General features: G+C 34.5%; 12 protein-coding genes and 3 pseudogenes. 11 read left to right on the top strand and 4 right to left on the bottom strand.

Annotated features, from left to right (window positions below; all coding sequences use genetic code 11):
• Window positions 1–218 precede the first annotated feature (218 nt).
• Window positions 219–806, top strand: a complete 588-nt coding sequence (locus BLS90_RS12765) for a hypothetical protein (RefSeq protein ID WP_091258297.1) — start codon at window positions 219–221, stop codon at window positions 804–806.
• Between the two features lie 222 nt (window positions 807–1028).
• Here BLS90_RS12765 and BLS90_RS12770 read toward each other — a convergent pair.
• A pseudogene (locus BLS90_RS12770) lies at window positions 1029–1914 on the bottom strand (IS91 family transposase); the annotation flags it as partial.
• A 177-nt stretch (window positions 1915–2091) separates the two neighbouring features.
• On the opposite strand from BLS90_RS12770, the gene BLS90_RS12775 reads away from it, so the two are divergent.
• The 9 genes and pseudogenes from BLS90_RS12775 to tamL all read left to right on the top strand — a co-directional run bounded on the left by BLS90_RS12775 (window position 2092) and on the right by tamL (window position 17101).
• A complete protein-coding gene (locus BLS90_RS12775) occupies window positions 2092–2676 on the top strand; it encodes a fasciclin domain-containing protein (RefSeq protein ID WP_091258299.1) in 585 nt (194 codons plus the stop codon).
• A 351-nt stretch (window positions 2677–3027) separates the two neighbouring features.
• Entirely contained in the window at window positions 3028–3699 is a 672-nt protein-coding gene (locus BLS90_RS12780) for a hypothetical protein (protein ID WP_091258301.1), read from the top strand.
• Window positions 3700–4341: 642 nt separating this feature from the next.
• Window positions 4342–5144: pseudogene (locus BLS90_RS12790) on the top strand (acetyl-CoA hydrolase/transferase C-terminal domain-containing protein); the annotation flags it as partial.
• A gap of 351 nt (window positions 5145–5495) precedes the next feature.
• Window positions 5496–5933 carry an acyl-CoA thioesterase gene (locus tag BLS90_RS12795; RefSeq protein ID WP_091258305.1) on the top strand — a complete coding sequence of 146 codons (438 nt, stop codon included), beginning with the start codon at window positions 5496–5498 and terminating at the stop codon, window positions 5931–5933.
• A gap of 89 nt (window positions 5934–6022) precedes the next feature.
• Window positions 6023–6601, top strand: coding sequence for a cytochrome b/b6 domain-containing protein (locus tag BLS90_RS12800; RefSeq protein ID WP_091258307.1), 579 nt, complete (start codon window positions 6023–6025; stop codon window positions 6599–6601).
• A gap of 100 nt (window positions 6602–6701) precedes the next feature.
• The gene (locus BLS90_RS12805) at window positions 6702–7511 is read left to right on the top strand and encodes an NIPSNAP family protein (RefSeq protein ID WP_091258309.1); all 810 of its coding nucleotides are present in this window, start codon (window positions 6702–6704) and stop codon (window positions 7509–7511) included.
• Between the two features lie 450 nt (window positions 7512–7961).
• Entirely contained in the window at window positions 7962–9644 is a 1683-nt protein-coding gene (locus tag BLS90_RS12810; protein ID WP_091258311.1) for a Na/Pi cotransporter family protein, read from the top strand.
• A gap of 166 nt (window positions 9645–9810) precedes the next feature.
• Window positions 9811–14814: a translocation/assembly module TamB domain-containing protein gene (locus BLS90_RS12815; protein WP_091258381.1), complete on the top strand. Its 5004-nt coding sequence runs from the start codon at window positions 9811–9813 to the stop codon at window positions 14812–14814.
• The gene (tamL, locus tag BLS90_RS12820; protein ID WP_091258313.1) at window positions 14807–17101 is read left to right on the top strand and encodes a translocation and assembly module lipoprotein TamL; all 2295 of its coding nucleotides are present in this window, start codon (window positions 14807–14809) and stop codon (window positions 17099–17101) included. Before BLS90_RS12815 ends, tamL begins: the two co-directional genes overlap by 8 nt.
• A 176-nt stretch (window positions 17102–17277) precedes the next feature.
• Here the strand turns inward: tamL and BLS90_RS12825 are convergent, their stop codons facing one another.
• From BLS90_RS12825 to nagB, 3 genes and pseudogenes are all read right to left on the bottom strand, one after another.
• Window positions 17278–18897: an ABC-F family ATP-binding cassette domain-containing protein gene (locus BLS90_RS12825; RefSeq protein WP_091258315.1), complete on the bottom strand. Its 1620-nt coding sequence runs from the start codon at window positions 18895–18897 to the stop codon at window positions 17278–17280.
• A gap of 177 nt (window positions 18898–19074) precedes the next feature.
• Window positions 19075–21111, bottom strand: coding sequence for a beta-N-acetylhexosaminidase (locus BLS90_RS12830; protein ID WP_091258383.1), 2037 nt, complete (start codon window positions 21109–21111; stop codon window positions 19075–19077).
• A gap of 22 nt (window positions 21112–21133) precedes the next feature.
• Window positions 21134–23070 (bottom strand): annotated as a pseudogene (gene nagB / locus BLS90_RS12835) (glucosamine-6-phosphate deaminase).
• 351 nt (window positions 23071–23421) lie between these two features.
• Here nagB and BLS90_RS12840 point away from each other — a divergent pair.
• Window positions 23422–25098, top strand: a complete 1677-nt coding sequence (locus BLS90_RS12840) for an MFS transporter (protein WP_091258317.1) — start codon at window positions 23422–23424, stop codon at window positions 25096–25098.
• The last annotated feature ends 137 nt before the right edge of the window (window positions 25099–25235 follow it).

The raw sequence follows: 25235 nt of genomic DNA on the forward strand, positions 1-25235 counted from the left end.
GTATTTAAAAGTATTGGCTTTGTAATTTGGGCATATAAGAGCGATTTTCAACCCTTTTTACGGATTGTTTTATTATGAGAACGGGAAAGTGACTTTTCCCATAAAAATTTTTAATTGTAGTTTAAATCACATATATTTACTCATTGATTAACCAAATAGAGTTCGTTTAGAGGTTTTTAGACGAACTGACGTTGTGTATAAATTTAACTCATACAAACATGAAAAAAATAATTTTACTGTTTATCATCGTATCTACAATGTCTTTCAGTTTAATAAATGACAATAATTACTATCTGTTGTTTGAAAAGGCTAATAACATCAAATTTTTCAAATATGGTAAACATTACTATTATGAATATTTTACGGATGAAAAAAAAGAAATTAATGGAAACTTGTATTATGTTGAAATTAGAAAGTATTCTTTTGGCGATATTGATACTACATACATAAGAAAGTCCGACATTAATTATTTACAATTCAATAGAATTACAAATTCTGAATCAATATTATTACCAATAAATCCCAAAATTGGAGACAATTGGCTTGAAAATGATGGCAGTTGGAAATATGAAGTGATAGAAGAAAAAGCAACTTTTGAAACATCAAATAAAAATTATGATGATTGTATTTTAGTAAAATGTAAACAATTAACAAATAGAGATTCTAATAAAAATGATGAATATTTACTATATTATTCAAAAGAGTCTGGCTTTGTTGGAAACATAGATAAAGAAAAAAAAATATTAAGTTTTCTAAAGGAAATTAAATTAAACACAGTAGAAGGAGAAAAAATTAAAACGAATTAAAAACGAACGTACAACAGCTAGGGTTTCGTTGCGTGCGCAGCACGAACAATGAAACCCGGGTTGAAAGGAACCGATTGTAATTCCGTCAACCTATGCACTTGTTGTAAAGATTTTAGAGAGAATTACAAGAGGCAAGCGAGCCTCTTTTTTTTGGAGTGTTTTCTGCTTAGTTTTTTTCGTGTGTTCCTTCACTTTTAAATATAAGTTCCCTTACCCATAAAATTAATTTTCATAGGAATTTGAACTTTGGCTACCGCCAAGATACCAAGCAGGTGGACCACGCTGGTCAAAGACTGCTATCCGGTGTAAATTACCAGTTTTACAACACGGACATTTAGGTAAAAAAGGCTTCTTTTCTGCTTTTTCTAATACCTTCACTTGTAGCTTTTCCTGCAAAAGCTTCAACTTCTGACGCTTCCAAGTGCTGCTCAAAAAACCGTAATGCCGGATCTTAACACCCGAGCCCAAAGGGCGAACTGACGAAGTAAACCGTTTGGGCAAAATATGCAATAAAAATCGGCGAATAAACTCTTTGTGCGTGAGTGTCATTCGTTTTTTCACACCAGCTACTTGGTAATCCTTGTACTCAAAAGCCACGTTTTGCATGTCAATGCTCTTGATTCTCTGGTTGCTAATGGCAATTTTATGGGTGTATCTGCCCAAATATTCCACCACTGACTTTGGGCTTCCAAAAGGTTTCTTAGCAAATACAACCCAAGGCTTGCGCCACAATTCTTTCCGGATTTGTTCGTATTGGATCGGTAATTTTGCCTTGAGTTTGGCGCAATATTTAGCCCTAAAAACCTTCGACAAGGCCTTGACTGGGAATAAAAATTTGCCATCCGTTCTGCTATTTTGCCACTGTCCGTTTTTGTCGACACCACCACCTGGAACAATGCAATGCAAGTGTGGATGCAAACTCAATTGCTGTCCCCAAGTGTGTAAAACGGCAATCATTCCGCTTTGGTTTTCTTTGGCTTTGCCAAAAGGTTGAAGCGTTTCCAATGCCGGTACAAAAAAGTAAATCGTAAATTAATTTCGGATCTTGCATCGCTAGACTATTAATGCTATCAGGCGAAGTAAAAACCACCAAAAAATAGGGAACTGGTTAGCACTCGCTCCCCCTGCCTGGCTATTGTCCACTAATAAAAGCACAACAGAAAAGCTAGGGCCGAAAAAAATTATTTTTTATAATTTGTTTAAAATATTGTTAAAAATATTAAACAAACCATATTTTTGTTTATCTTTGAATATCTTAATTTAATTTAAACTTAAAATATTGACTATGAAATTAGTAAAAGCAATTAGTGCACTTGTGTTATTAGGAGTAATCACTACTTCTTGTGGAGAAAAAAAACAAGCAGAATCAACAGAAATGACTGATTCAACAGCAGTAGCAATGGACACTACAGTTGTAGTGGAAACACCAAACATTGTAGGAGTAGCCTCTGGAAATGCAGATTTCTCAACACTTGTAGCAGCTGTAAAAGCAGCAGGTTTAGTTGAAACGTTAAGTAGTGAAGGTCCTTTCACTGTTTTTGCACCAAACAACGCTGCATTTGATAAACTTCCTGCAGGAACTGTAGATGGTTTATTGAAACCCGAAAGTCTTGATAAACTGAAATCAGTTTTGACGTACCACGTAGTATCAGGTAAATTTGACGCTGCAACCGTAATTGATGCCATAAACAAAAACAACGGAAAATACACTGTTACCACTGTTCAAGGAGGTACAATCGTTTTAAGTTTGAAAGACGGTAAAGTAATGTTAACGGATGCAAATGGCGGAATGGCAACCGTTGTTCTTGCTGATGTAGCTGCTTCAAATGGAGTAATTCATGCAATTGATACTGTAGTAATGCCTAAATAAGGTTTAAACCTTTTATTTTATAAACCGTTGTAGCAATACAGCGGTTTTTTTTTGCAAAATCACTACCAATTCCCTTTGATATTTCTATAATAAGCGACTTGTTAGACTATCTTTGGAATTCCATCTCCCAACATTTGAAAAAAATATATATAATTGTGTGGGTAACAATTGGCAAACCGCTGGCTCTCTTTTAACTGCTTGAACCTACCCTATTTTAAAAACATTTCTTTTTTGATTATTGAAAAATGCTACCTTCCATTTCAAACTAATTAATTGAAAAAAATAATGTAGATACCCATCATTAAGAATAGTATTTAAGTGACTCAATACATTTGATTTAAAACACCTAACATGAAATTTTCTTCTTTTCTAATTCTTATTTCAGTATTGCTTTTGAATTGTCAAAACAAAGACAACCAAGCGACAAAAGCAGCAATTAAAAAAAAGGCAGACACTTTGCAAATTGTTGAAGATAGCAACCAGAAGACGACCGATAGTGTGACCGCTATAAAATCGCAAAAGACTCACCAACTTATTCTAACGTCAAATGCTTTACAGGCAATAAATACAACGACAGGTTCCACAACGGAAATTCCTTTTGGCAAACCCTTTGATGAAATGAAAGAAATCGTGACTAGAATTTTACAATCAAAACCAATATCCGAAGGAATTAATGCAGAGTGTGGCGCTGGACGGCTAAAAATGGCATCTTGGAATAATGGATTGACGCTAGTGTTTCAGAAAAAAGGGGCACAATCAGTGGAATCAGAAAGCCCTTGGGAATTTGCGGGTTGGTATGTAAGCCTCAACCCACGAAATACAACAAAGATTACTACCATGTCTGGAATCGGTATTGGATCTACAAGAGGAGAAATGGAAAGCGCTTATGTGATTATCGTGAAGAAATCCAGTTTGGGATATGAATTTTCAACGACTTCAGGCCTATACGGAATTTTTGACGGCATGGGAAAAGAAGCAAAAATCACTAATATGTGGAGCGGCGTTAGTTGTAATTTTAGATAAGGTAAAAAAAAAGTCGTCAAACTATTTCAGCTAGAAAAATAAAATTTAGAAAAAACAGCTAAAGCAATAGGTTTAAATTGAAGCTCTTCCTTTTTGTTGATATACAGTACGGTCTTTTCAAACAATCACATGGATTGATGTAGCAGATAAAATCTTTTTTTGACCTAACCATTCGCAGGCAAAGCCAGAGCTACGGTAGAATTAAAATAAAATTATAAGCGCCACAATAAAATCACCTCGTTATTTCATTATTTAAAATTGAAAATGACGTATGGAAAAGGGTAGCAAAATTAATCCATACAAATCGAAAGTTCCTGTTTTAAATTTGTAGTCTAAAATATAAGCGATTGTATTTAGCTTTCGTTTTGATTTTGTGCTATCTGCTATTTTTTTTTATTCTAAAGTAAAAAAAGTGTAAAAATTCCATTTTAATTTCCCCATATCCTATTTTTAAAAATATCAACTGTTTGTTTTATGTGTTGGTTTATAACCCAAAAGATGACGATAACTAACATGGCATACCCTACGACGGTAAAAATTTCCATATTAGACAATAAAACCGATTGTTTTGCCACGGAACTTGCGATTTTTTTTAACGCTAATTGACAAGCATTATCTTCCGTATACCCTTTAGAAATAAAAAAAACTGCAGCTATTGCTGGGCATCTTTTAGGTTTTTTAGAAAATGAAATCACAGCAGGTCGCTTAACTAATTCGTTGATGTCACTTCAGGCTGGAATTGGAAAAGTAGCCAATGCCGTTATGTCTGGATTTGCGAAAAATAGTTTTGAGAATTTAGTGATGTATTCCGAAGTTTTGCAAGACAGCACCTTTGAACTTATAGATAGCGGAAAAATGAATTTCGCCTCGGCTTCTTCTATCACTGCTTCAGAAACTTGCTATAAAAAAATACTGGCTAATTTTGATTTTTATAAAGATAAGATGCTACTTCGTCCTCAAACCATAAGCAATTCGGCTGAGGTCATCAGAAGATTAGGCGTTATTGCTATCAAAACAGCGATAGAATTTGATATTTACGGCTATGTAAATTCAACGCATATTGCTGGAACCAAGATGATGAACGGCACTGGCGGGTCAGGTGATTTTGCTCGAAATGCCTATCTGAGTATTTTTGTAACCCAATCCTCCTCTAAAGAAGGAAATACTGTTTCTTGTTTTACCTATGGTTTCCCATGTAGATCATACGGAACACAATGTTGATGTTTTGATGATGGAGCAAGGAGTCGCTGATTTGAGAGGACTGGCGCCAAGAGAACCCGCCAAAGTAATTATCGATAATTGCGTTCATCCCGAGTACAAAGAAGAACTATCAAATTATTTTAATCGTTCCAATCTTCGCGGTGGTCGCACCACATCTTCTGGAAGAAGCTTTTAAATTTCATTTGCAATTCTTAGAAACCGGTTCCATGAAAAAAATGCTATAATAGATTTACCCTTAACCCAATAGAACCTTTCATACTAATGGTGGATGCAGTGCAAAAAATTGCCTATCGTTTTCCCTTAACAAAAATTCTTAAAAAAGACAAAGTATACTATTCACTATTTAACCTTGCTGATTGCAATCCAAAAGACCGTTTATAATTATATTTTTAAGAAGAAACAAAAGTTTTACAGACTACGTTTGATTATAACGTTCTAAAAAAAAGGGTAAAAGAATTGATTTAGTTGGTTTTCGTTCCACATATATTGCGTAGTTTTGACCATAGTACTTTGTCTTTTTGCTGCTCTATTTAAATGCAAAAGAGATCTAATAAAAAAACTTAAAAAAAATAATAATGACATCTTTTAGCAAAGAATTATCCTTTCGTTGGTCTGACTTAGACCCTAATTTTCATGTACGCCACAGTGCTTATTATGACTTTGGTGCGCAACATCGTATTGAAATTCTAGAAGGTTTAGGCCTAACAATGAAAGTTTTACAAGCGCAGCATTTTGGTCCAATTCTATTTAGAGAAGAATGTATTTTTAGAAAAGAAATAAAACTTTCTGATAAAATCATAATGCGTACCAAAATTTCTAAAATGAAACCCGATGCTTCACGCTGGTCTATTGTGCATGAGTTCTTGAATGAAGAGGATAAACTTTGCGCCATAATAACTGTTGATGGGGCTTGGATGGATACAAAATTGCGCAAAATTGCTCATCCTACACCTGAAATTGCTATTGAAGCCATTACCCTTTTTCCTAAAAGTGAAGATTTTATCAGTCTTTAATAAATTGAAGAATCCAATCCTATTTGTTTTATCATTGCTACTTAATTAAGGTTTAAAATTAGGGTAAAATCAATTAATATTAAAAAATCATGAGAATAAGAAGCTACTCCGTCACTTATAGAATAATCCATTGGTCCATAGCAATTTGCTTGATGGCTATGCTTTTTACTATATTTTTAAGACTTACGTGGATGAACAAAAACAATGTCGCACTGATCATTCAAGATTATTTAGCGACTACAAATCAATCTTTATCACAAGACCAGCTCCTTACACTTGCCAAAAAAATAAGAAAACCTATGTGGGATTGGCATATTTATATTGGATACGCTTTGGTAGGTTTGTACAGTATCCGAATTTTACTTCCGTTTTTTGGACAGATGAAGTTCTCCAATCCTTTTAGTCGTGGCCTTACGGCACAGGAAAAATTTCAATATTCCATTTATGCCATTTTTTATGTCTGTGTAGCCATTTCTCTAACGACAGGTTTAATTATTGTTTTAGGTCCAAAAAATTTAAAAGAGCCAATGGAACAAATACACGTACTTTCGATTTACTATTTGTTGACCTTTATCGTTCTTCACTTAGGCGGTATTTTCTTATCAGAGTTTACGACACAGAATGGATTAATTTCGAGAATTATCAGTGGGTCAAAAAAGGAAAAGTAAACTAGGATGGAGTAAAAATATTTGTCTCCCCATGCATCCGTTTTTTTTATACTTTTATAATTAGGTTATCAATTAGTTATTAATCCATAAAAAACCAATAATGAAATTATCAAAACTATTATCTGCATTGCTATTGATTTTGATCTTTAGCAGTTTTAATTCATTTTTTACGGATACCAGCACCACACCATCTAAAGCGTCAGCTGAGGAATATTACCAAATTAAAACGTATATTTTTAAAAGCGAAGAACAAGAACAAACTACTGACCTGTACTTAAAGGAGGCGTATTTACCCGGTTTAAAAAAACTAGGAATTAAAGATATAGGTGTTTTTAAACCTTTATCTAACGGCAAGGATACGCTAAAAAAAATCATCGTGATAATCCCTTTTTCTACTTTAGAAGGATTTCTAACCCTAGACAAAAAATTAGCAAAAGACAAAGGGTACTTGCTTGCAAGTGCTCCCTATTTGAATGCAACACACAAGCAGCCTCCTTACCTGAGAATAGAATCTGTTTTACTAAAAGCTTTTTCAGATCATCCGTTACTAAAAAAACCAGTACTAAATAGCATAAGAAAAAATCGTGTTTATGAATTAAGAAGTTACGAATCAGCAACTGAAACCATTTACGCCAACAAAGTAGACATGTTTAATGGTGGTGGAGAAATAAAACTGTTTGATAAACTCGGATTTAATGCTGTCTTTTATGGCGAAGTCATCTCCGGTGCCAAAATGCCAAACCTAATGTACCTGACTACTTTTGCCGATAAGGCGAGTCGCGAAGCACATTGGAGCTCTTTTTCACAAGCAGCAGAATGGAAAGAAATGTCCTCCCTCCCAAAATATCAGAATAATGTATCGCACATGGATATCACGTTTATGTATCCTACTGACTATTCTGATTATTAATTTTAAAATACAAGTACTATCTGTGTTACTATGTTCATCGCAATCTATTCAAGACTTCTAGGAGACTGTGCTGCTTTAAAAGCACCATATTTTAAAATCACGAAAAACTAAAGCCTAAATTCGATTATTACAATTGAAAAACTATTGAATACAACCATCGTGCTGTTTTTAAGGAGACCATCATAACAGCTCTCTTAAGTATCCCTTCAATAAGAATAGCGATAATTTGCTATAACACTATTTAAGTAGGTATTTACCTTAAATATTATCTGTTGAAAAATAGCGTTTATGATACTCATTAGTGAAAATTAAAACTATTGTTTGCATTCCTTTTATCACCAATTCAAAGTTAAATCGGCTCCATTATCCTTTTTAATCGCTAGAAATAAGGATGAGGTTGGTTCGTGTACCATCTTATAAATTTGAGTATCTTTAATACCAAATCAAGCTATGGAAACGGTCTATACAATACTAAAACTAGGTGCTGGCGTGGGTTTATTCCTGTTCGCTATTTACCTTGTTGAGGAATCCCTAAAAAACCTCTCTGGAAGAAGTTTCAAACTATTTTTGCAACGGATTACTAAAAACAATATTGGCGCTGTAGTTGGTGGTACCATTGTCACTGGTATTCTCCAGAGCAGTTCTATGGTTTCTTTAATGGTTTTAGCTTTTGTGGGCGCCGGTGTTTTTACAATGAAAAATGCAATGGCCATTATCCTAGGCGCAAATTTAGGAACAACAATTGCCAGTTGGTTAGTGGCCACACTCGGTTTTAAAACGAATATTGAAGTTATTGCATATCCAGCCGTTTGCTTAGGCGGTTTTCTATTGATCCTATTAGGAAACCGAAAAAACATAAAATACGTTTCTTATTTTCTTTTGGGATTTGGATTGATGTTCATCGGGCTTTCCTTTATGAAATCAGCGATGGAATCACAAGTTCAGCACTTTGACTTTTCGCCGTATGCTTCAATGCCATTACTTGTCTTTCTGATTATTGGTTTTTTAATTACACTTATTGTACAATCAAGCTCCGTGACCATGGCACTGACATTAAGCGCTTTAAACGCTGGAGCAATTGGATTTCCTATGGCAGCTGCTATAGTTTTAGGCGGAGAAACTGGCACAATTATTAAAATATTAGTAAGTGCCATAGGTGGTAATGCTTCCAAAAAAAGGGTAGCCCTGGGCAATTTATTTTTCAATATTTTCATTACTGCCATTGCCTTTATCTTATTAAAACCCATTCTATTACTAATTACTGATAGCATCAAAATTAAAGATCCATTGATTGGTTTAGTTACCTTTTCTAGTTTGATCAATTTATTAGCCATCGTGCTATTTCTTCCAGTATTAGATTCATTTACTAAATTTTTAGAGCGTTTTTTCAAAAATACGGATGGCAATACTGCAGCTTTTTTAGGCCATGCTTCCATTGAAGAACCGGAATCGGCATTGGATTTATTTCGTCTAGAAGCCCACTACTTTATACACAACTCGATACTTTTCAATCTGGAATTATTTAAAATCAACAACTTCGATTTTTACAAACAAAATGATTTTTCAGCAATTAATGAAAAACGAAACTATAATTCGAAAACAAGTGAAGAAAAATATGAGTTTCTGAAACAGCTCCAAGGTGAGCTACAGGCGTTCTATCTAAAATTACGAACAAAACTGAACAGTAAACAAAGTTCAGAACTCAACCAATTTATATCTGCCGTACGAAGTGCTATGCATGCCGTCAAAAGTGTAAAAGACATTGGTAGTAATATTACAAATCTGAGCCACTCTTCAAAAGATATCAAATACCAGTTTTTTATGCACAATAAAAAAGAAACTGAAAGCCTCTATTTAAAATTAAATAGACTCTTATTCAGAGAAAAACAGTCTAGTTTTGACGAACTGGTATCTTTATTTGATAGCATTCAAAAAAACTATACCTCGGCTCTTAATACCTTTTACACAGAGGTGCAACTTACTACAATAGAAAGTATTGATATAACGACGGTCATCAATTTTAATAGGGAACTTTTTACCGCCAACAAAGCGATTTTAATGGCTGTGAAAGACCTTTTATTAGAGGAGAAAGTAGCGGAACATTTTAATGAAATTCCCATCTATAAAACCTAAAGAACACTTTTTTCAATGCAAATAGACTCGAGAATTTTACAACTTTATTCTTAAATTATATAAGCTTTTTAACAATCAAATTTTGAACTTTACAGGCTGTTGTGTTTGGGATTGAAATTGCAATTCTGATTTAAATTTGCTATTTTTAGCCAAAAATTTACCTCATTTGAAAAAATATTTAAAGAAAAGTTTAAAAGTTTTCCTTTGGATAATAGGATCTGTAATTCTATTATTCTTAGCAGTGGTTATTGCCATTCAAATTCCCTCTGTTCAAAATTATGCCAAAAGCAAAGCGGTAGCCTACTTGGAAGGAAAAATAAAAACCAAAGTGACCATTGACCGATTAGAAATTGGTATGCCTAAAAAAGTGATTTTGGAAGGCGTTTATTTTCAAGATCAAAAAAAAGACACTCTTTTTGCTGGAGAAATGTTGGCTGTTGACATTAGTTTATTTCAATTAATGAACAATAAAGTCGAAATTAATTCCGTCCACCTTGTAGGCATCTCAGCAAATTTAAGCAGAGATTCGAAGGCTGTTTTTAATTTTGATTACATTATTAAAGCATTTGCTTCACCAGAAAAGCAAAAAAGTGATTCACCACCCATGCAATTTTCTGTCGAAGAAATCAAGCTGGATCGCGTTCAATTTAAATATAAGGATGTTGTCACAAACAATACGATTTATGCTAATCTAAATCATTTTGAAACAAAAATTAAAACCTTCGATCTTGAAAAAATGAGCTTTGAAATTCCAAAAGCTAAAATCAATGGTTTGAAATTCAAACTAAAACAAGGCATAGCTCAACCATCCATTTCCACAGCAGAAGCTACAATAAAAAATGAGCCAGAATCCATTTTAAATTTAAAACTTGGAGAAATTGATTTAGCCAAAATAGATTTTGATTATGAAAATGAAGTCACAAAATTAGCTACTACTTTTTATTTGAAAAAACTGCTTGCTAAAATTGACAAAATGGATCTCAATAATAAATTTGCTATTATTGAAAGTCTCAATCTTACTGGCGTAGAAGGTGCACTAACTCTTGGCAAAGTAGATAAAATAAATGCCACGCAAGAATCTAATGATACACAATCTACGAATTGGCAAGTCAAAGTAAATGCAACGGAGTTCAAACGTATTAATTTTCGCTACGATAACAACAATGTCGCAGCAGTACAAAAAGGAATCGATTACAATCATTTAAATCTTACCAATTTAAACTTGCAAGTGGATGCGCTGAGTTACAATCCGGAAAACATTTCTGGAACGGCTACTTCCCTTTCTGTAAAAGATAAAAGTGGCTTAAACATTCAATCTTTTACCGCTGACTTTTTCTACGGAAAAAAGAATGCTTTCTTTAAAAAATTATATTTAAAAACACCGCAAACAGAATTAAAAGATGAAATCCGAATTGGGTACCCATCCCTTGCGTCTTTAGCCAAAAATCCTGGGGAATTAGGATTAATAGCTAATTTTAAGAAAAGTAAAGTTGGAGTCAAAGATATTTTACTTTTTGCCCCTACTTTATACAATACAAATCCATTTAGTAGTAATCCCAATGCTATTTTGCTAATCAATGGAACCGTAAAAGGAAAGGTAAAAAACATGCAATTCCCATCCATTTCTATTAGCGGCATTGGAAATACAAAAGTAGTAGCAAGCGGAACCATTGAAGGTTTGCCAGATATCAATAAGACGTATTTTGACCTAAATATAAAAGAGTTACAATCAGGAGCTAAAGATTTTGTTGGCTTTTTACCTAAAGGAACAATTCCAAATTCAATTCAGCTCCCATCACAATTCAGCGCTAAAGGAACTTTTAAAGGAACGATTACCGATTTTAATACCAACATGAATTTGATTAGTAGCTTTGGTAATGCTAAAATCAAAGGAACATTTGATCAAACTAGGAAAAATTATGAGAAATATAATGTCCAAGCTGAACTGACTAATTTTGATTTAGGTAAATTTATCAAAAATGATTCCATTGGAAAAGTAACTTTAAAGACCAACATTAAGGGAACTGGTTTTGATCCAAAAACAGCAATAGCTTCCTTAAACGGAAGTATTCAAAAAGCATACTATAATAAATATACTTATAAAAATATAAATGTAAGAGGAGCTATCGCCAAAGGAAAATTTAATGTAATTGCTTCCGCTAAAGATCCTAATCTGACTTTTGATGTCTTGAGTAGCGGTAGTTTTAGGGACAAATATCCTTCTGGAAAATTAAAATTAAATGTGGATATTGCAGATTTAGAAAAGCTAAATTTACATGCAGGACCATTAAAAATAAGAGGTGTTATTGATGCTGACATTCAATCGGCAAATTTAGATTACCTAAATGGAACCCTCAATGCACACAGCATTTCGGTTATCAATGCCAAAGATCAATTTGTTATAGATTCTATTACAGTAGTAGCCACATCAACCAGTGAAAAAAACACATTATCCATCAAAGCTCCTTTTTTAGATGCTGAAGTTAATGGAAAATATAAGGGGTCGAATATTGTTGATGCCGTATCCAATTCTGTTGCAAAATATTATGATAGCAGCCCGAATTCAAAAAAAATAGCAGTCGAAAACCAACAATTTGCTTTTGCAATTAATATAAAAGATAGCCCGATTATACTAAAAATGATTCCTGATTTGAAAAGTCTAGAACCTATTACTTTAACCGGAAAATACAATTCTGTAAATGATTCTATTGTTTTGAATGGTAGTATTACAAAACTAATTTACGCAGAAAACACCATTACAAATGCCGTTTTAAAAATCGATACACAAGACAAAGCGCTGGTTTACAACTTTGTTATAGACGACATCCAAAACAAACAAATTCAGTTGCCACACACCAGTATTACCGGTAAAGTGGAAAACAATCGCGTGAATTACACCTTGCAATTAAAAGATGCTAAGGACGTGGAACGGTATTTAATTTCGGGAACATTAAAGAGCATAAACGGAAATAATGAGATAAATCTGGATCCAACAAATTTATTGCTGAACTATGAATCATGGAATATAGCAGAAGACAATTTGGTGCGTTTTGGCAAAAAGGGAATTTATGTAGATGAATTTGAGTTGAGTAAAGAGGAAAGTAAGCTTCGGATTGAATCCGAATCGACTACCCAAAATGCTCCAATAGCAATTGCTTTTAACAATTTTGACATTAAAACTATCACGAGTTTTGTTGAGAAAAAAGAGTTACAACTTAGCGGTAAGATCAATGGAAATGCATTGGTAAAAAATATAAGTACCACCCCACTTTTTACCTCAGACTTAAACATTGAAAATTTTACTTTCAAAAAAGATACTGTTGGCAACATAAGCATCAAAGTCAATAATAGCATTGCAAACCAATATGATGCCCTAATTGCAATCACTGGCCAAGGAAATCTGGTTACTCTAGAAGGATTTTACAAAACGGATCAGAGTAGTTTTGATATGAATCTGGATATTGAAAAACTAAATTTGAAAAGTATTCAAGGCTTCACTTTGGATAACATAACCGAAAGTACTGGTTTTTTGAACGGAAATTTCAAAATTACAGGAAATACCTCCCAACCACAAGTTGTTGGGGAATTACAATTTAATGCTATCGGTTTCAAAGCGACACAACTTAATGCACAATTCAAATCTATAAATGATAAAATAATCTTTACCAACGATGCTATTATTTTTAATAATTTTATTGTCAAGGATGAGCTGGAAAATGACTTAGCCATCAACGGTAAGATTAATAGTACCAATTTTAGGAATTTTGGTTTTGATTTAACCGTTGATGCCGAAAATTTTAAAGCCGTTAATTCCACAGCTAAGGACAATGATTTGTATTACGGTGAATTGTATTTAGACAACCATTTAGAAATAACTGGGAATTTTGAAAACCCTATTGTAGAGGGCAATATCAAAATAAATAAAGACACTAAATTTACTGTTGTATTGCCACAATCAGACCCATCAATAGCCGATAGAGAGGGTATTGTAGAATTTATAGACCAAGATAAACCTCAACTAGTTGAAACCATTGCTTTAGATGAACTGAACAGTGAAATGGATATAAAGGGAATCAACGCCTCAGTGAATATTGAAATAGACAAAGATGCTGAATTATCGCTGGTTATCGATAAAGCCAATGGGGATTTCCTTAAATTAAAAGGAGAAGCACAGTTGAACGGTGGAATTGATCCCTCAGGAAAAACAACATTAACCGGCAGATACGAGCTATCTGAAGGTAGTTACGAAATGAATTTTAATGCAATCAAAAGAAAATTCGACATAAAAAAAGGAAGTTATATTCTCTGGACTGGAGAACCTACAATGGCCGATATAAATATCACGGCAATTTATAAAACAGAAGCAGCTCCAATCGATTTAATCAACGATCAACTAGGATCGGTTACTGCTGAGATAAGAAATACATATAAGCAAAAAATTCCTTTTGAAACTAATCTTAAAATGACAGGGGAATTAATGAAACCAACTATTTCCTTTGACATTATACTGCCGGAAGGGAATAACAGTGTTTCAACAGAAATTATTAATTCGACACAGGCTAAATTGACGCAATTACGTCAGCAACCTGATGAAATGAACAAACAGGTTTTTGCCTTACTCCTGCTGAATCGCTTTATAGGTGAAAATCCATTTGCAAGTGAAACTGGCGGAACTAATGTATCAACTATAGCCAGGGAAAGTGCTAGTAAAATTCTATCACAACAACTTAATAATTTGGCAAGCAATCTAATTGAAGGCGTCGAACTTAATTTTGACTTAAATACTTCTAATGATTATACCACTGGGCAGCAGCAAAACAAGACCGATCTAAATGTTGGATTATCTAAGAAATTATTAAATGACCGCTTGAAAGTAACGGTTGGAAGCAGTTTTGGTATTGAAGGACCACAACAAGTCAACCAGAATGCAAATAATATTGCAGGAGATGTTTCGCTAGATTATCAACTCTCTAAAGATGGAAGGTATAAAATAAGAGTGTACCGTGTGAACAAATATCAAGTAGCACTTCAAGGAGAAGTAGTTGAAACAGGCGTTGCCTTTGTTATCACTTTGGACTACAATAAATTTAAAGAATTATTTGTAAAAAGTGAAGCAAAAAAAGCAATCAAAAAAGTAAAACAAGAATCAAAAAAGAAGTCAGATGAATAAGAGCTATTTAGTATATTTTCTATTAGTAGCGGCGCTCGCTTCATCGTGTAGCAACACTCGGTTTTTACCGGAAGGAGAATTGTTGTATACTGGTGCGAAAATAAAAGTGGAAGGACAAAATATTACTAAAAAGGAAAACAAAGCGTTAAAAACCCAGTTAAAAGCTATTGTTAGACCCAAACTCAATAGTGTTTTTCTAGGATTGCGACCCAAATTGTACCTCTACAATTTGGCTGGGACGCCAAAGAAAGAAAAAGGATGGCGCTATTGGTTAAAGAACAAAGTGGGTGAAGCTCCTGTTTTATACAGCCAAGTAGATTTAGAATACAACAAAAGTGTCTTGCAAAACTTCTCTGAAAATAGTGGCTATTTCAATGCAACCACTTCTGCAGATTCCACTCGCAAAGGAAAAAAAGCAAGTGCGACATATCTTGTAAAGCCAGCAAAACAATATAAAATCAAGGAAGTAAAATTTCCTCTTGATTCCTCCGTGATCGCCAAAGCAATTAACAATACCAGACGCCGAAGTCTCTTAAAAAAAGAGGAAGGATACAGCCTTGAGCGGATAAAAGAGGAAAGGGTTCGTATTGATGCCAGACTTAAAGAAAAAGGTTATTTTTACTTCAACCCCGATTATCTGAAAGTTCAAGTTGATAGTACTGTCGCTGATCATCAGGTTGATCTTATTGTGAAAATTAAGGACGAAGCTCCTAAACTAGCAGAAACTCCCTATAGAATTAATAAAATTATCGTCTATCCTAATTACACCATTGGCAGTGATAGTTTAAAAATTGATAAGGACTCTACCCAAAAATACAACGATCTCACCATCATAGATCCTGAAAATTTATTCAAACCCCGAATTTTTGATCGGGCTTTGTACTTCAAAAAAAATGATTTGTACAACCGAACTGATCATAATTTATCGTTGAATCGCTTAGTGAATTTAGGAACATTCAAATTTGTAAAAAACCAGTTCAGAGTTTCAGATACTATTGGCAATTACTTAGATGTCTATTACTATCTTACTCCCTTACCCAAGAAATCCCTGCGATTAGAACTATTGGCTAAAACCAATTCAGCAAATTACACGGGAACGGAACTGAGTTTAAACTGGAGCAACCGAAATACCTTCAGAGGTGCAGAATTATTGACCATTTCAGCTTTTGGCGGGGTTGAAGTACAAGTTTCCGGACAAAATAATGGCTTTAATGTATACCGTTTTGGAACGGAGGCGAATTTGATTTGGCCAAGATTAGTAGCTCCTTTTAAGCTTAATTCTCCCAGTGGTTTTGTCCCAAAAACAAAAGCAACATTAGGGTATGAATTCCAAAACAGAACCAAATTGTATTCTTTACAAACCTTCAAAGGATCTTTCGGGTATTTGTGGAAAGAAAATGAACGAAAAGAACATTTGTTTAATATTACGGAGATTACCTACGCCAGTCCGCAAAACGTTACTCCTTTGTACCAAGAGCAAATTTTGGCAAATGAATCGTTAGGAAAAGTGATTGAAAAACAATTAATCTTTGGGCCAACCTACTCCTATACGTACACCAACACCTTGCAAAAAAGGAAGAAAAACACCTTCTATTACAAAGGCACAATCGATTTAGCTGGAAATGTAGCTGGATTAGTTACAGGAGCAAATAGTAAAAGAGGGGATACAATTAAAATTTTTGATGTTCCGTTTAGCCAGTTTGTAAAAATAGAAAATGATTTTAGACATTATTATAAACTAGGACCTGATTCCCAGCTGGCCAGCCGAATCATTGTAGGTGCCGGATTTGCCTACGGAAATTCAGGAGAAATGCCCTTTATAAAACAATTCTTTATAGGCGGAACTAATAGTTTACGAGCTTTTAGAGCCCGTTCTATTGGACCTGGAAGCTTTGATGGCGCCTTGGCAAACACCAGTACTTTTTTACCCGATCAATCCGGTGATTTAAAATTGGAATTTAATACAGAGTACCGAGCCAAAATTTACGGATTAGTAAATGGTGCTTTATTTTTAGATGCGGGAAACATTTGGTTGTTGAATGAAAATTCAGAGAAACCAGGAGCCAAGTTTTCGAAAAAATTCATGAATGAAATAGCCGTTGGAGCTGGAGCTGGGTTGCGTTTTGATTTTTCATTTCTAATTCTTCGAACAGATCTTGCCTTCCCACTGCGAAAACCTTATTTAGCTGACGGCGACCGATGGGTTTTGGATAAAATTGATTTTGGAAGTGGTCCATGGCGCAGAGAAAATTTAGTATTTAATTTGGCTATTGGATATCCATTTTAGTTCCAATACCAAGGAAATAGTTGAAACTAAATACCCCTATCAATAGATTTTGTTTAGCTTTTTTCAAACATAGTAACTGCAACAGTAAAAGCATATCTGTAATAATACATGACTTTAGTATTAAAAAAAAATCTCCCACTATTGCGGGAGATTTTCTATTTTATATAAATTACTTTTTATATGGTGTACATTTTAGCTCTTAATTCCTGAACACCTTCGTTATCCAAGTATTCATCGAACGTCATATATCTATCAATAGCGCCATTTGGTGTTAATTCAACAACTCTATTTCCAACGGTTTGAGCAAATTCATGATCGTGTGTGGTAAAAATAACAGAACCTTTATAGTTTTTTAATGAGTTATTAAAAGCTGTAATCGATTCCAAATCCAAGTGATTGGTAGGTTCGTCAAGCATTAAAACATTAGCTCTTTCCATCATCATTCGGGACAACATGCAACGCACTTTTTCTCCTCCGGATAATACTCTACAGGTTTTTAACGCTTCTTCTCCCGAGAAAATCATTTTCCCAAGGAAACTACGAATGTTTACCTCATCGCGTTCCTCCTCGGTTTTTACCCATTGACGCAACCAATCTACAAGAGAATAATCACTTTCGAAAAAGGAATGATTATCACCTGGCAAATAGGCTTGATTAGTTGTAACTCCCCAATCAAAAGTTCCTAAATCTGCGGGTTGATTTGCGTTTAATATTTCATAAAATGCAGTTGTTGCACGGGAATCTTTCGAGAAAAGAACGATTTTATCGCCTTTTGCCATATTCAAATCTACTCCTTTGAACAAAATTTCTCCATCGATGGAAGCGCTTAAATTTTGCACATTCAAAATTTGATCTCCTGCTTCACGTTCTTGATCAAAAATAATTGCCGGGTAACGACGACTTGATGGCTTTATCTCGGAAATATTCAATTTGCTAATCATTTTTTTACGCGAAGTAGCTTGTTTTGATTTGGCTACATTCGCACTAAAACGACGAATAAATTCTTCTAATTCCTGTTTCTTTTCTTCTGCTTTTTTGTTTTGTTGTGCGCGCTGTTTTGCTGCTAATTGGCTTGATTCATACCAGAAAGTATAATTTCCGGAATAATGATTTATTTTGCTGAAATCAATATCCGAAATATGCGTACAAACAGAATCCAAAAAGTGTCTGTCGTGAGAAACTACGATAACTGTATTTTCATAGTTGGCTAAGAAATTTTCTAACCAAGCAATAGTTTCAAAATCCAGATCATTGGTAGGCTCATCCATAATAAGTAAATCCGGATTTCCAAAAAGCGCCTGTGCCAAAAGGACACGAACCTTTATTTTCCCTTCAAGATCTCCCATTAAAGTGTAATGATGCTCCTCAGTAATTCCAAGATTGGACAACATCGATGCCGCATCAGAATCTGCATTCCAACCATTCATTTCTTCAAATTGCACTTGCAATTCCCCTATTCTGTCTGCATTTGAATCGTTGTAATCTAAATACAAAGCGTCCATTTCTTTTTTGATCGCATAAAGAGTTTTATTCCCCATCATAACAGTCTCCAATACGGTGCTTTCGTCAAACATATTGTGGTTTTGGTTTAAAACCGACATACGTTTTCCTGGTTCCAAATGAATATTTCCCGAAGTTGGGTCCATTTCACCTGCAATTATTTTAAGAAAAGTAGATTTTCCAGCGCCATTGGCTCCGATAACTCCATAAATATTGCCGTGTGTGAAGGTCGTATTTACTTCGTCAAACAAAATTCGTTTGCCAAACTGAACTGATAAATTATTTACTGTTAACATGAATGTTTATTTTATAAAATTTTTGCAAAAATACGAAAAAAATACCGATTTACTGAATTCCAAAAATACATTTTGAGCAGTGAAATTTACTCTCGTTTATAGTGATTTAAAAAAAATTCCTGTTCGTCGCGACGAACAGGAATTCAAATATCTTATTTCAGAAAGCCTGCGTTAACTTTATTGTATGTCTACTAACTTTTTCAGGCTCGTGTAAACAGCTAATTCGACATCGGCAGGACTTCTGGTATTGCATTTTTCTAATAAATCCTTCATTAAAGTTGGATTTACTTTCTTCTTTTTATCCATTTCACTTAAAAGCTGCTCTGCTAAATCACTCAAAATTTGAGACAAAGGCAAAAGGGGCTGTACAAGAGGAGCATTGGTACTTAAAGCAATCAAATCATTATTCATAACAACCCATTTCTTAAAAAAGTTAGTCACAGCTTTACTATTAGCAACGGTTTTATTGTCTAGATAGGTATTTACTGCTTCGTTAAAATCCAAAGCCTGAGCCGCATCGGCATTACAAGCATCCGCAAATAAGGTTAACGGAGAATGCATGCGATATTTCTTTCCGCCTCCATTGCGCTTGTAATTTTTCAGTGGCTCACATAGGTTCGAAAAATCATTTAATGCTCGCGTATCTTGATTGTTGCTGATGTTTCTCAAAATCACTTCTTTGTTTCTAATGTGCGTAATTCCGAGTTCTTCTAATCGAAAAGAAATAGTTTTCAACCTTTTGCGCAAACGGTTAATATCATTTACTTCGGCGTTAGACCATAATCGCTCGGCTATTGCGGCGGTTCTTGGCCAAATTCTCGAATCAATATTTAATGGCGTTACGAGTTCGCTCCACATCGCTGCTTCTCCTCCTAAAACTCTTGCTTTTTCTTCCGGACTAAGAATGATTTTTTTGGGTAAGGGATCATTTAAATAATGACTTTCTAAACCCAGCATCAAATCAATATAATACCCATTAGACAAAACGGTATTGTAACCGCTTTTTGCAGCTTTGATCAAAGCTCCACCAGCTTCTTGACCTTCATTCGTTCCTCTCCAAGCATGAATTATGGCATCTTTGGACATATTTTCAGTCATTATTTCTTCCCAACCCATCAATTTTTTATTGTGTATTTTGAGAATTGGAATCAACTTCATATTAAAATAAGTCTGTAAATCATGGTTGTTCATTAAATTATTATCCTGTTTGAATTTTTGAATTGCGGGATTGGCATTCCATTCTTTTCCATTGTTTTCGTCACCACCAATATGAAAATAACTGCTCGGAAATAACGGACAAACCTCATCAAAAATTGAGCTTAAAATTTCATACGTTTTTGGGTTTGTTGGATCTAAAGTCGCGTTGAAAATTCCTGAATTTCTTTGTATTTCGTACGTAATTTTCCCTTCGCCTACTTTACTTCCTATTTCTGGATAAGCAGTCAACAATGCCGAAGCATGTCCAGGAACATCAATTTCGGGAATAACTAAAATCCCTCTTTCATCAGCATATTGTACAATATTTTTGATTTCTTTCTGAGTATAAAAATTACCATCTGAGGCTAATTCTGTTAATTTTGGATGATTTTTTAATTGAATTCTCCATCCTTGATCATCGGCTAAATGCCAATGAAAAACATTCATTTTCATGGAAGCCATGGCGTCAAGATTTCTTTTGATAACATCTACCGGCTGAAAATGTCGTGCCGCATCAATCATCAAGCCTCTCCAGGTAAAACGCGGCGAATCCGTAATTTCAACAACCGGGAAGAAATACGAAGTACTATTATTTTGCAGCAATTGCAATAAAGTCTCTAAACCATGCAGCGCTCCTAAATCATTGGTTGCATTAATGATTATTTTATTCGAGGCAATTATAAGTTGATAACTTTCGTCCTCATTAATTTCTATTTTTCCATTGCGAGTACAATTTATTTGTAATTCGGCTTCCGGTTTTTCGTTGATCTTCGTCAAAAAACTCTGCTCCAGAAACAATCCTGTTCTGCCGTCCAATCGTCGTACGAAGTTGGTTGCGCCTATAAAAATTCGGTCATTTGGATTCCCGGTAATATTCACTTTAAAATTTTTGCTTAAAGCAAAAGTACCTTCGAACAACTTTATCTTTTGCGGCCAAGGCATCAGGTTTAATTGCTCAGAAGCAATTTGAGCATTCGAAACAAAAGTTCCAAATAATAGTATTAAAAAGTATTTCATAGTTTTAGGTATCCAATATATTTTAATAGTCAAAACGTTTAAAAGCTTCGATGGCTTCATATTCAGCCAATCCCAAATCATCATACAATTTTGCCGTATGTTTGTTTCGGTCTTCGGCACGCACCCAAAATTCTCTGGAATCATTGCCTTGAAACATCACGCGGTCTTTTTGTGATTGATGGTATAAAATAGCGTGTCTTTTTAGCATTACTTCCTCTGGACTTAACGGAACAGCCATATCGATTTCATGAATTTCCCACTCATGCCATGCGCCTCGATAGAGCCACAACCAACAGTCTTTCATAAATGGTTCGGGTTTCAAAGCTCCCATTGCAGCAAAAATAGCATTAAGGCAAACTTCATGTGTTCCGTGCGGATCTGCAAGATCGCCGGCTGCAAAAACCTGATGCGGTTTTATTTTTTCAATAATCGCTTTTACAATTGCAATATCTTTGTCATGTATTGGGTTTTTCTTAATTAGTCCCGTTTCATAAAAAGGCAGATCTAGGAAATGAATATTCGCTTCTTTTAATCCAATATACCGCACTGCCGCATACGATTCTCTTCGTCTAATAAGTCCTTTTAGTTTCAGAACTTCGAGAGAATCCATTTGGTTTTCTGACTTGTTGTTCAAGAAATCAATAACCGATTGAAAATCTATTTTTGTTACATCATTTTCCACAAAATCAATACAAACCTCCGCAAATTTCAACGCTTCTTCATCCGTAACCGCTATATTTCCTGAAGTTTGATACACGACATGGATATCGTGTCCTTGTCGTATCAATTTAGAGAAAGTCCCTCCCATCGAAATCACATCATCATCCGGATGCGGACTAAAAAGGATAATTCGTTTTTTTGCGGGATTCGCTCTTTCAGGTCTGTTAATATCATCCGTATTGGGCTTTCCTCCTGGCCATCCTGTTATGGTATGCTGCAATACATTGAACATATTGATGTTCAAATCATAAGCAGAACCTTCTAAAGCCAGTAAATCTGACATCCCGTTATTGTTATAATCCCTATCGGTTAATTTTAGAATGGAGCGATTTGTTTTTAAACACAACCAAACAATCGCTTTACATTTAAGTTCCAATGTCCAATTACAATCTTGAACAAGCCATGGTGTTTTGAATCGGGTTAGTTCCGAAGCCGCCGATTGGTCTAAAACAAAAGTGGTATTATCATGATTCTGCAAAAAGGTTGCTGGGATTTCGGGGCTGATATCACCTTGAATAGTACTTTTTATCACATCGGCTTTATTTTGGCCCCAAGCCATCAAAATAATTCTTTTTGATTTAAGAATAGTCGAAACGCCCATCGTAATGGCTCTTTTTGAAACGTTTTCAATACCATTAAAATCAGAAGAAGCGTCGACTCGAGTAATGTAATCCAGAGTGATTATTCGAGTTCCAGAATTGATGTGAGAACCCGGTTCATTAAACCCCACATGGCCAGTACGACCAATTCCTAACAATTGAAAATCAAGTCCGCCAGCATTTATTATTTTATTTTCGTAAGCAATACAATATTGCTTGAGCGCATCAATAGGAATTGTTCCGTCAGGAATATTAATATTTTCCGGTTTAATATCAATGTGATTGAACAAATGCTCGTGCATGAAATAATGATAGCTATGATTATTCTCTTTCTTCATTGGATAGTATTCATCCAAATTAAAAGTAACTACGTTACTAAAACTGAGACCATCTTCTTTATGCATCCGAACCAATTCTTCGTACACTTTTATAGGCGACGAACCTGTTGCCAAACCCAGGATAAATATTTGTTTTCGGCTTGCTTGGATACAATTAATTGTGCTATTTCCTGGGCAACTATCAAAGACGCTTCCGAAGCATTTTTGAAAATTTTATTATGAATTTTTTCAAATCGTGTTTCCTCAAATTTACCGATACTTTCATAACTAATATCTGTTTTTCCTTCTGAAGTACTTTTCATATTGTTTTTTTTTTACTGATTTATAAAGATAGTTTTTTTTAAAAGAGCAAGGAAAATAAAAAATAACAGAAATCGAATTACTGAAATTACCAATTAGAATTATTAAATAATGTAAATCTTAGACTATTTCTATCGATAAAGAATATTCTAAACCAAATTTCTAATTTGTCGTTGTTTTAGAATTAGCAAAAATTTTGAAAAAAAAGCAGGTATTTCCAACAAAAATTGGTTATTCAATAATTCTAACAATATTTATTCTGAATTATTTTTTTTTGATTTACTTAACAAATATATTTACGGTCTTACAGTTATAAAAAGTATTTAACACTAATCATTAACCAATGTATACTTATGAATTCAGAACAAACAAAGTCTAACAATTCCGCGCTTTATACGCTCATAACCGTATTTTTCTTTTGGGGTTTTATTGGAGCGTCAAACGGGATTTTTATTCCATTTTGCAAAGCTAAATTTGGCTTAGATCAATTTCAAAGTCAACTAATCGATTTTGCTTTTTATGGTGCTTATTACATCGGTGCTTTATTGCTTTTCATTTTTAGCAGTATTGCCAAAAAAGATATTCTTAACGGTTGGGGATTCAAAAAAGGAATTATTTACGGATTATTGGTCAGTACATTTGGAGCTGTACTAATGATAATTGCAGTAACACAAGGAAGTTATTTGTTTATTCTAGGCGCATTATTTATTGTTGCACTTGGTTTTTCACTACAACAAACATCGGCTCAGCCTTTTGCAGCCTCTCTTGGTGAACCACATTCTGCATCTAGCAGATTGAATCTTGCAGGAGGAATCAATTCTTTGGGAACCACGATTGGCCCGATCGTAGTTTCTATTGCTTTATTTGGAGCAATACCTTTAATTGAAGTAGATGATGAATTCATTAAAAAGTTTGCACAAAAAGCAGATTCTCTAGATTCAATGATTACGCTGTACATTGCAGTTGGTGCACTTTTTTTATTGGCAGCAGCCTTGTTCCATTTTTCAAAAAAATTACCGGCTGGAAAAAGTGATTCTTCTTTTGAAACGGCTAACAAAGCAATGCAAACCTTAATTGCAATCACTGTAATTTTGGTTGCCATTTTTGCTTATATCTTTTCTCGTTATGAAGATGCTGAATTTATCACTCGTTTTATTGAGAATAAAGAAAAAGATTATTTAGGATTAGGCCTAACAGTTTCTACACTTTTGGTAGTTGTTATTGGATTGTTTTTCGCCAATACAACTGCTCAAAAAAATCCTGAAGGATGGGGAGCAATGAAATACCCACAATTAGTTTTGGGAATGTTAGCCCTTTTCGCTTACGTAGGTGTCGAAGTAACCATTGGAAGTAACCTTGGTGAATTATTGGTGACCGCTGATTTTGGTTCTATAGCTGGACCTGCTTTAGCACCCTATATGTCTATGTATTGGGGAAGTTTAATGATTGGACGTTGGGCAGGAGCTATTACGGTTTTCAACCCATCATCACAATTAAAGAAAATTTTACTTATTGTTGTTCCTTATATCGCATTTGGAGTAGTTTTAGCTGCAAACGCTATTTCTGGACAAGATGTAACGCCTTTATATGCTTACGCATTTGTAATTTTGTTCCAAATCGCAGGTTTCTTTTTAGGAAAAGACCAACCTTCAAGAACCTTAATGATTTTTGGTTTAATGGGAATGACAGCTATGCTTATTGGTTTATTCACTACTGGAACCATTGCAATTTTTGCTTTTATGAGCGGTGGTTTATTCTTAAGTATCATGTGGCCATCTATCTTCTCCTTAGCCATTGCAGGTTTAGGGAAATACACGTCTCAAGGTTCTGCCTTCTTGGTAATGATGATCCTTGGTGGTGGAATTATCCCGCCATTACAAGGTAAATTAGCGGACATAATCGGAATTCATACGTCTTACTTCATTCCTGTTTTATGTTTCGCTTTCATCGCATTCTACGGATGGAAAGTTATCGGGATTTTAGAAAAACAAGGAATCGGAAAAGAAATAGAAGTGGGTGGAGCGCACTAATTTCAACACATAATAACCAAAACCAAACCAACAAAAAACTCCCATTTTGCTTAGCATAATGGGAGTTTTTATTTATAACGATATCTCAAAATCAAAAATCGTTGCCCGAGCCTAAAAAGGTGAACTGGCGAAGCAAT

This window comes from Flavobacterium omnivorum, from assembly GCF_900099915.1.
Lineage (GTDB): Bacteria > Bacteroidota > Bacteroidia > Flavobacteriales > Flavobacteriaceae > Flavobacterium > Flavobacterium omnivorum.

Bases quoted from the DNA above. Each gene is read 5' to 3' on its own strand.
- BLS90_RS12825 (WP_091258315.1), bottom strand. From the start codon at position 18,897: ATGTTAACAGTAAATAATTTATCAGTTCAGTTTGGCAAACGAATTTTG.
- tamL (WP_091258313.1), top strand. From the start codon at position 14,807: ATGAATAAGAGCTATTTAGTATATTTTCTATTAGTAGCGGCGCTCGCT.
- BLS90_RS12775 (WP_091258299.1), top strand. From the start codon at position 2,092: ATGAAATTAGTAAAAGCAATTAGTGCACTTGTGTTATTAGGAGTAATC.
- BLS90_RS12840 (WP_091258317.1), top strand. From the start codon at position 23,422: ATGAATTCAGAACAAACAAAGTCTAACAATTCCGCGCTTTATACGCTC.
- BLS90_RS12830 (WP_091258383.1), bottom strand. From the start codon at position 21,111: ATGAAATACTTTTTAATACTATTATTTGGAACTTTTGTTTCGAATGCT.
- BLS90_RS12780 (WP_091258301.1), top strand. From the start codon at position 3,028: ATGAAATTTTCTTCTTTTCTAATTCTTATTTCAGTATTGCTTTTGAAT.
- BLS90_RS12810 (WP_091258311.1), top strand. From the start codon at position 7,962: ATGGAAACGGTCTATACAATACTAAAACTAGGTGCTGGCGTGGGTTTA.
- BLS90_RS12805 (WP_091258309.1), top strand. From the start codon at position 6,702: ATGAAATTATCAAAACTATTATCTGCATTGCTATTGATTTTGATCTTT.
- BLS90_RS12800 (WP_091258307.1), top strand. From the start codon at position 6,023: ATGAGAATAAGAAGCTACTCCGTCACTTATAGAATAATCCATTGGTCC.
- BLS90_RS12795 (WP_091258305.1), top strand. From the start codon at position 5,496: ATGACATCTTTTAGCAAAGAATTATCCTTTCGTTGGTCTGACTTAGAC.
- BLS90_RS12765 (WP_091258297.1), top strand. From the start codon at position 219: ATGAAAAAAATAATTTTACTGTTTATCATCGTATCTACAATGTCTTTC.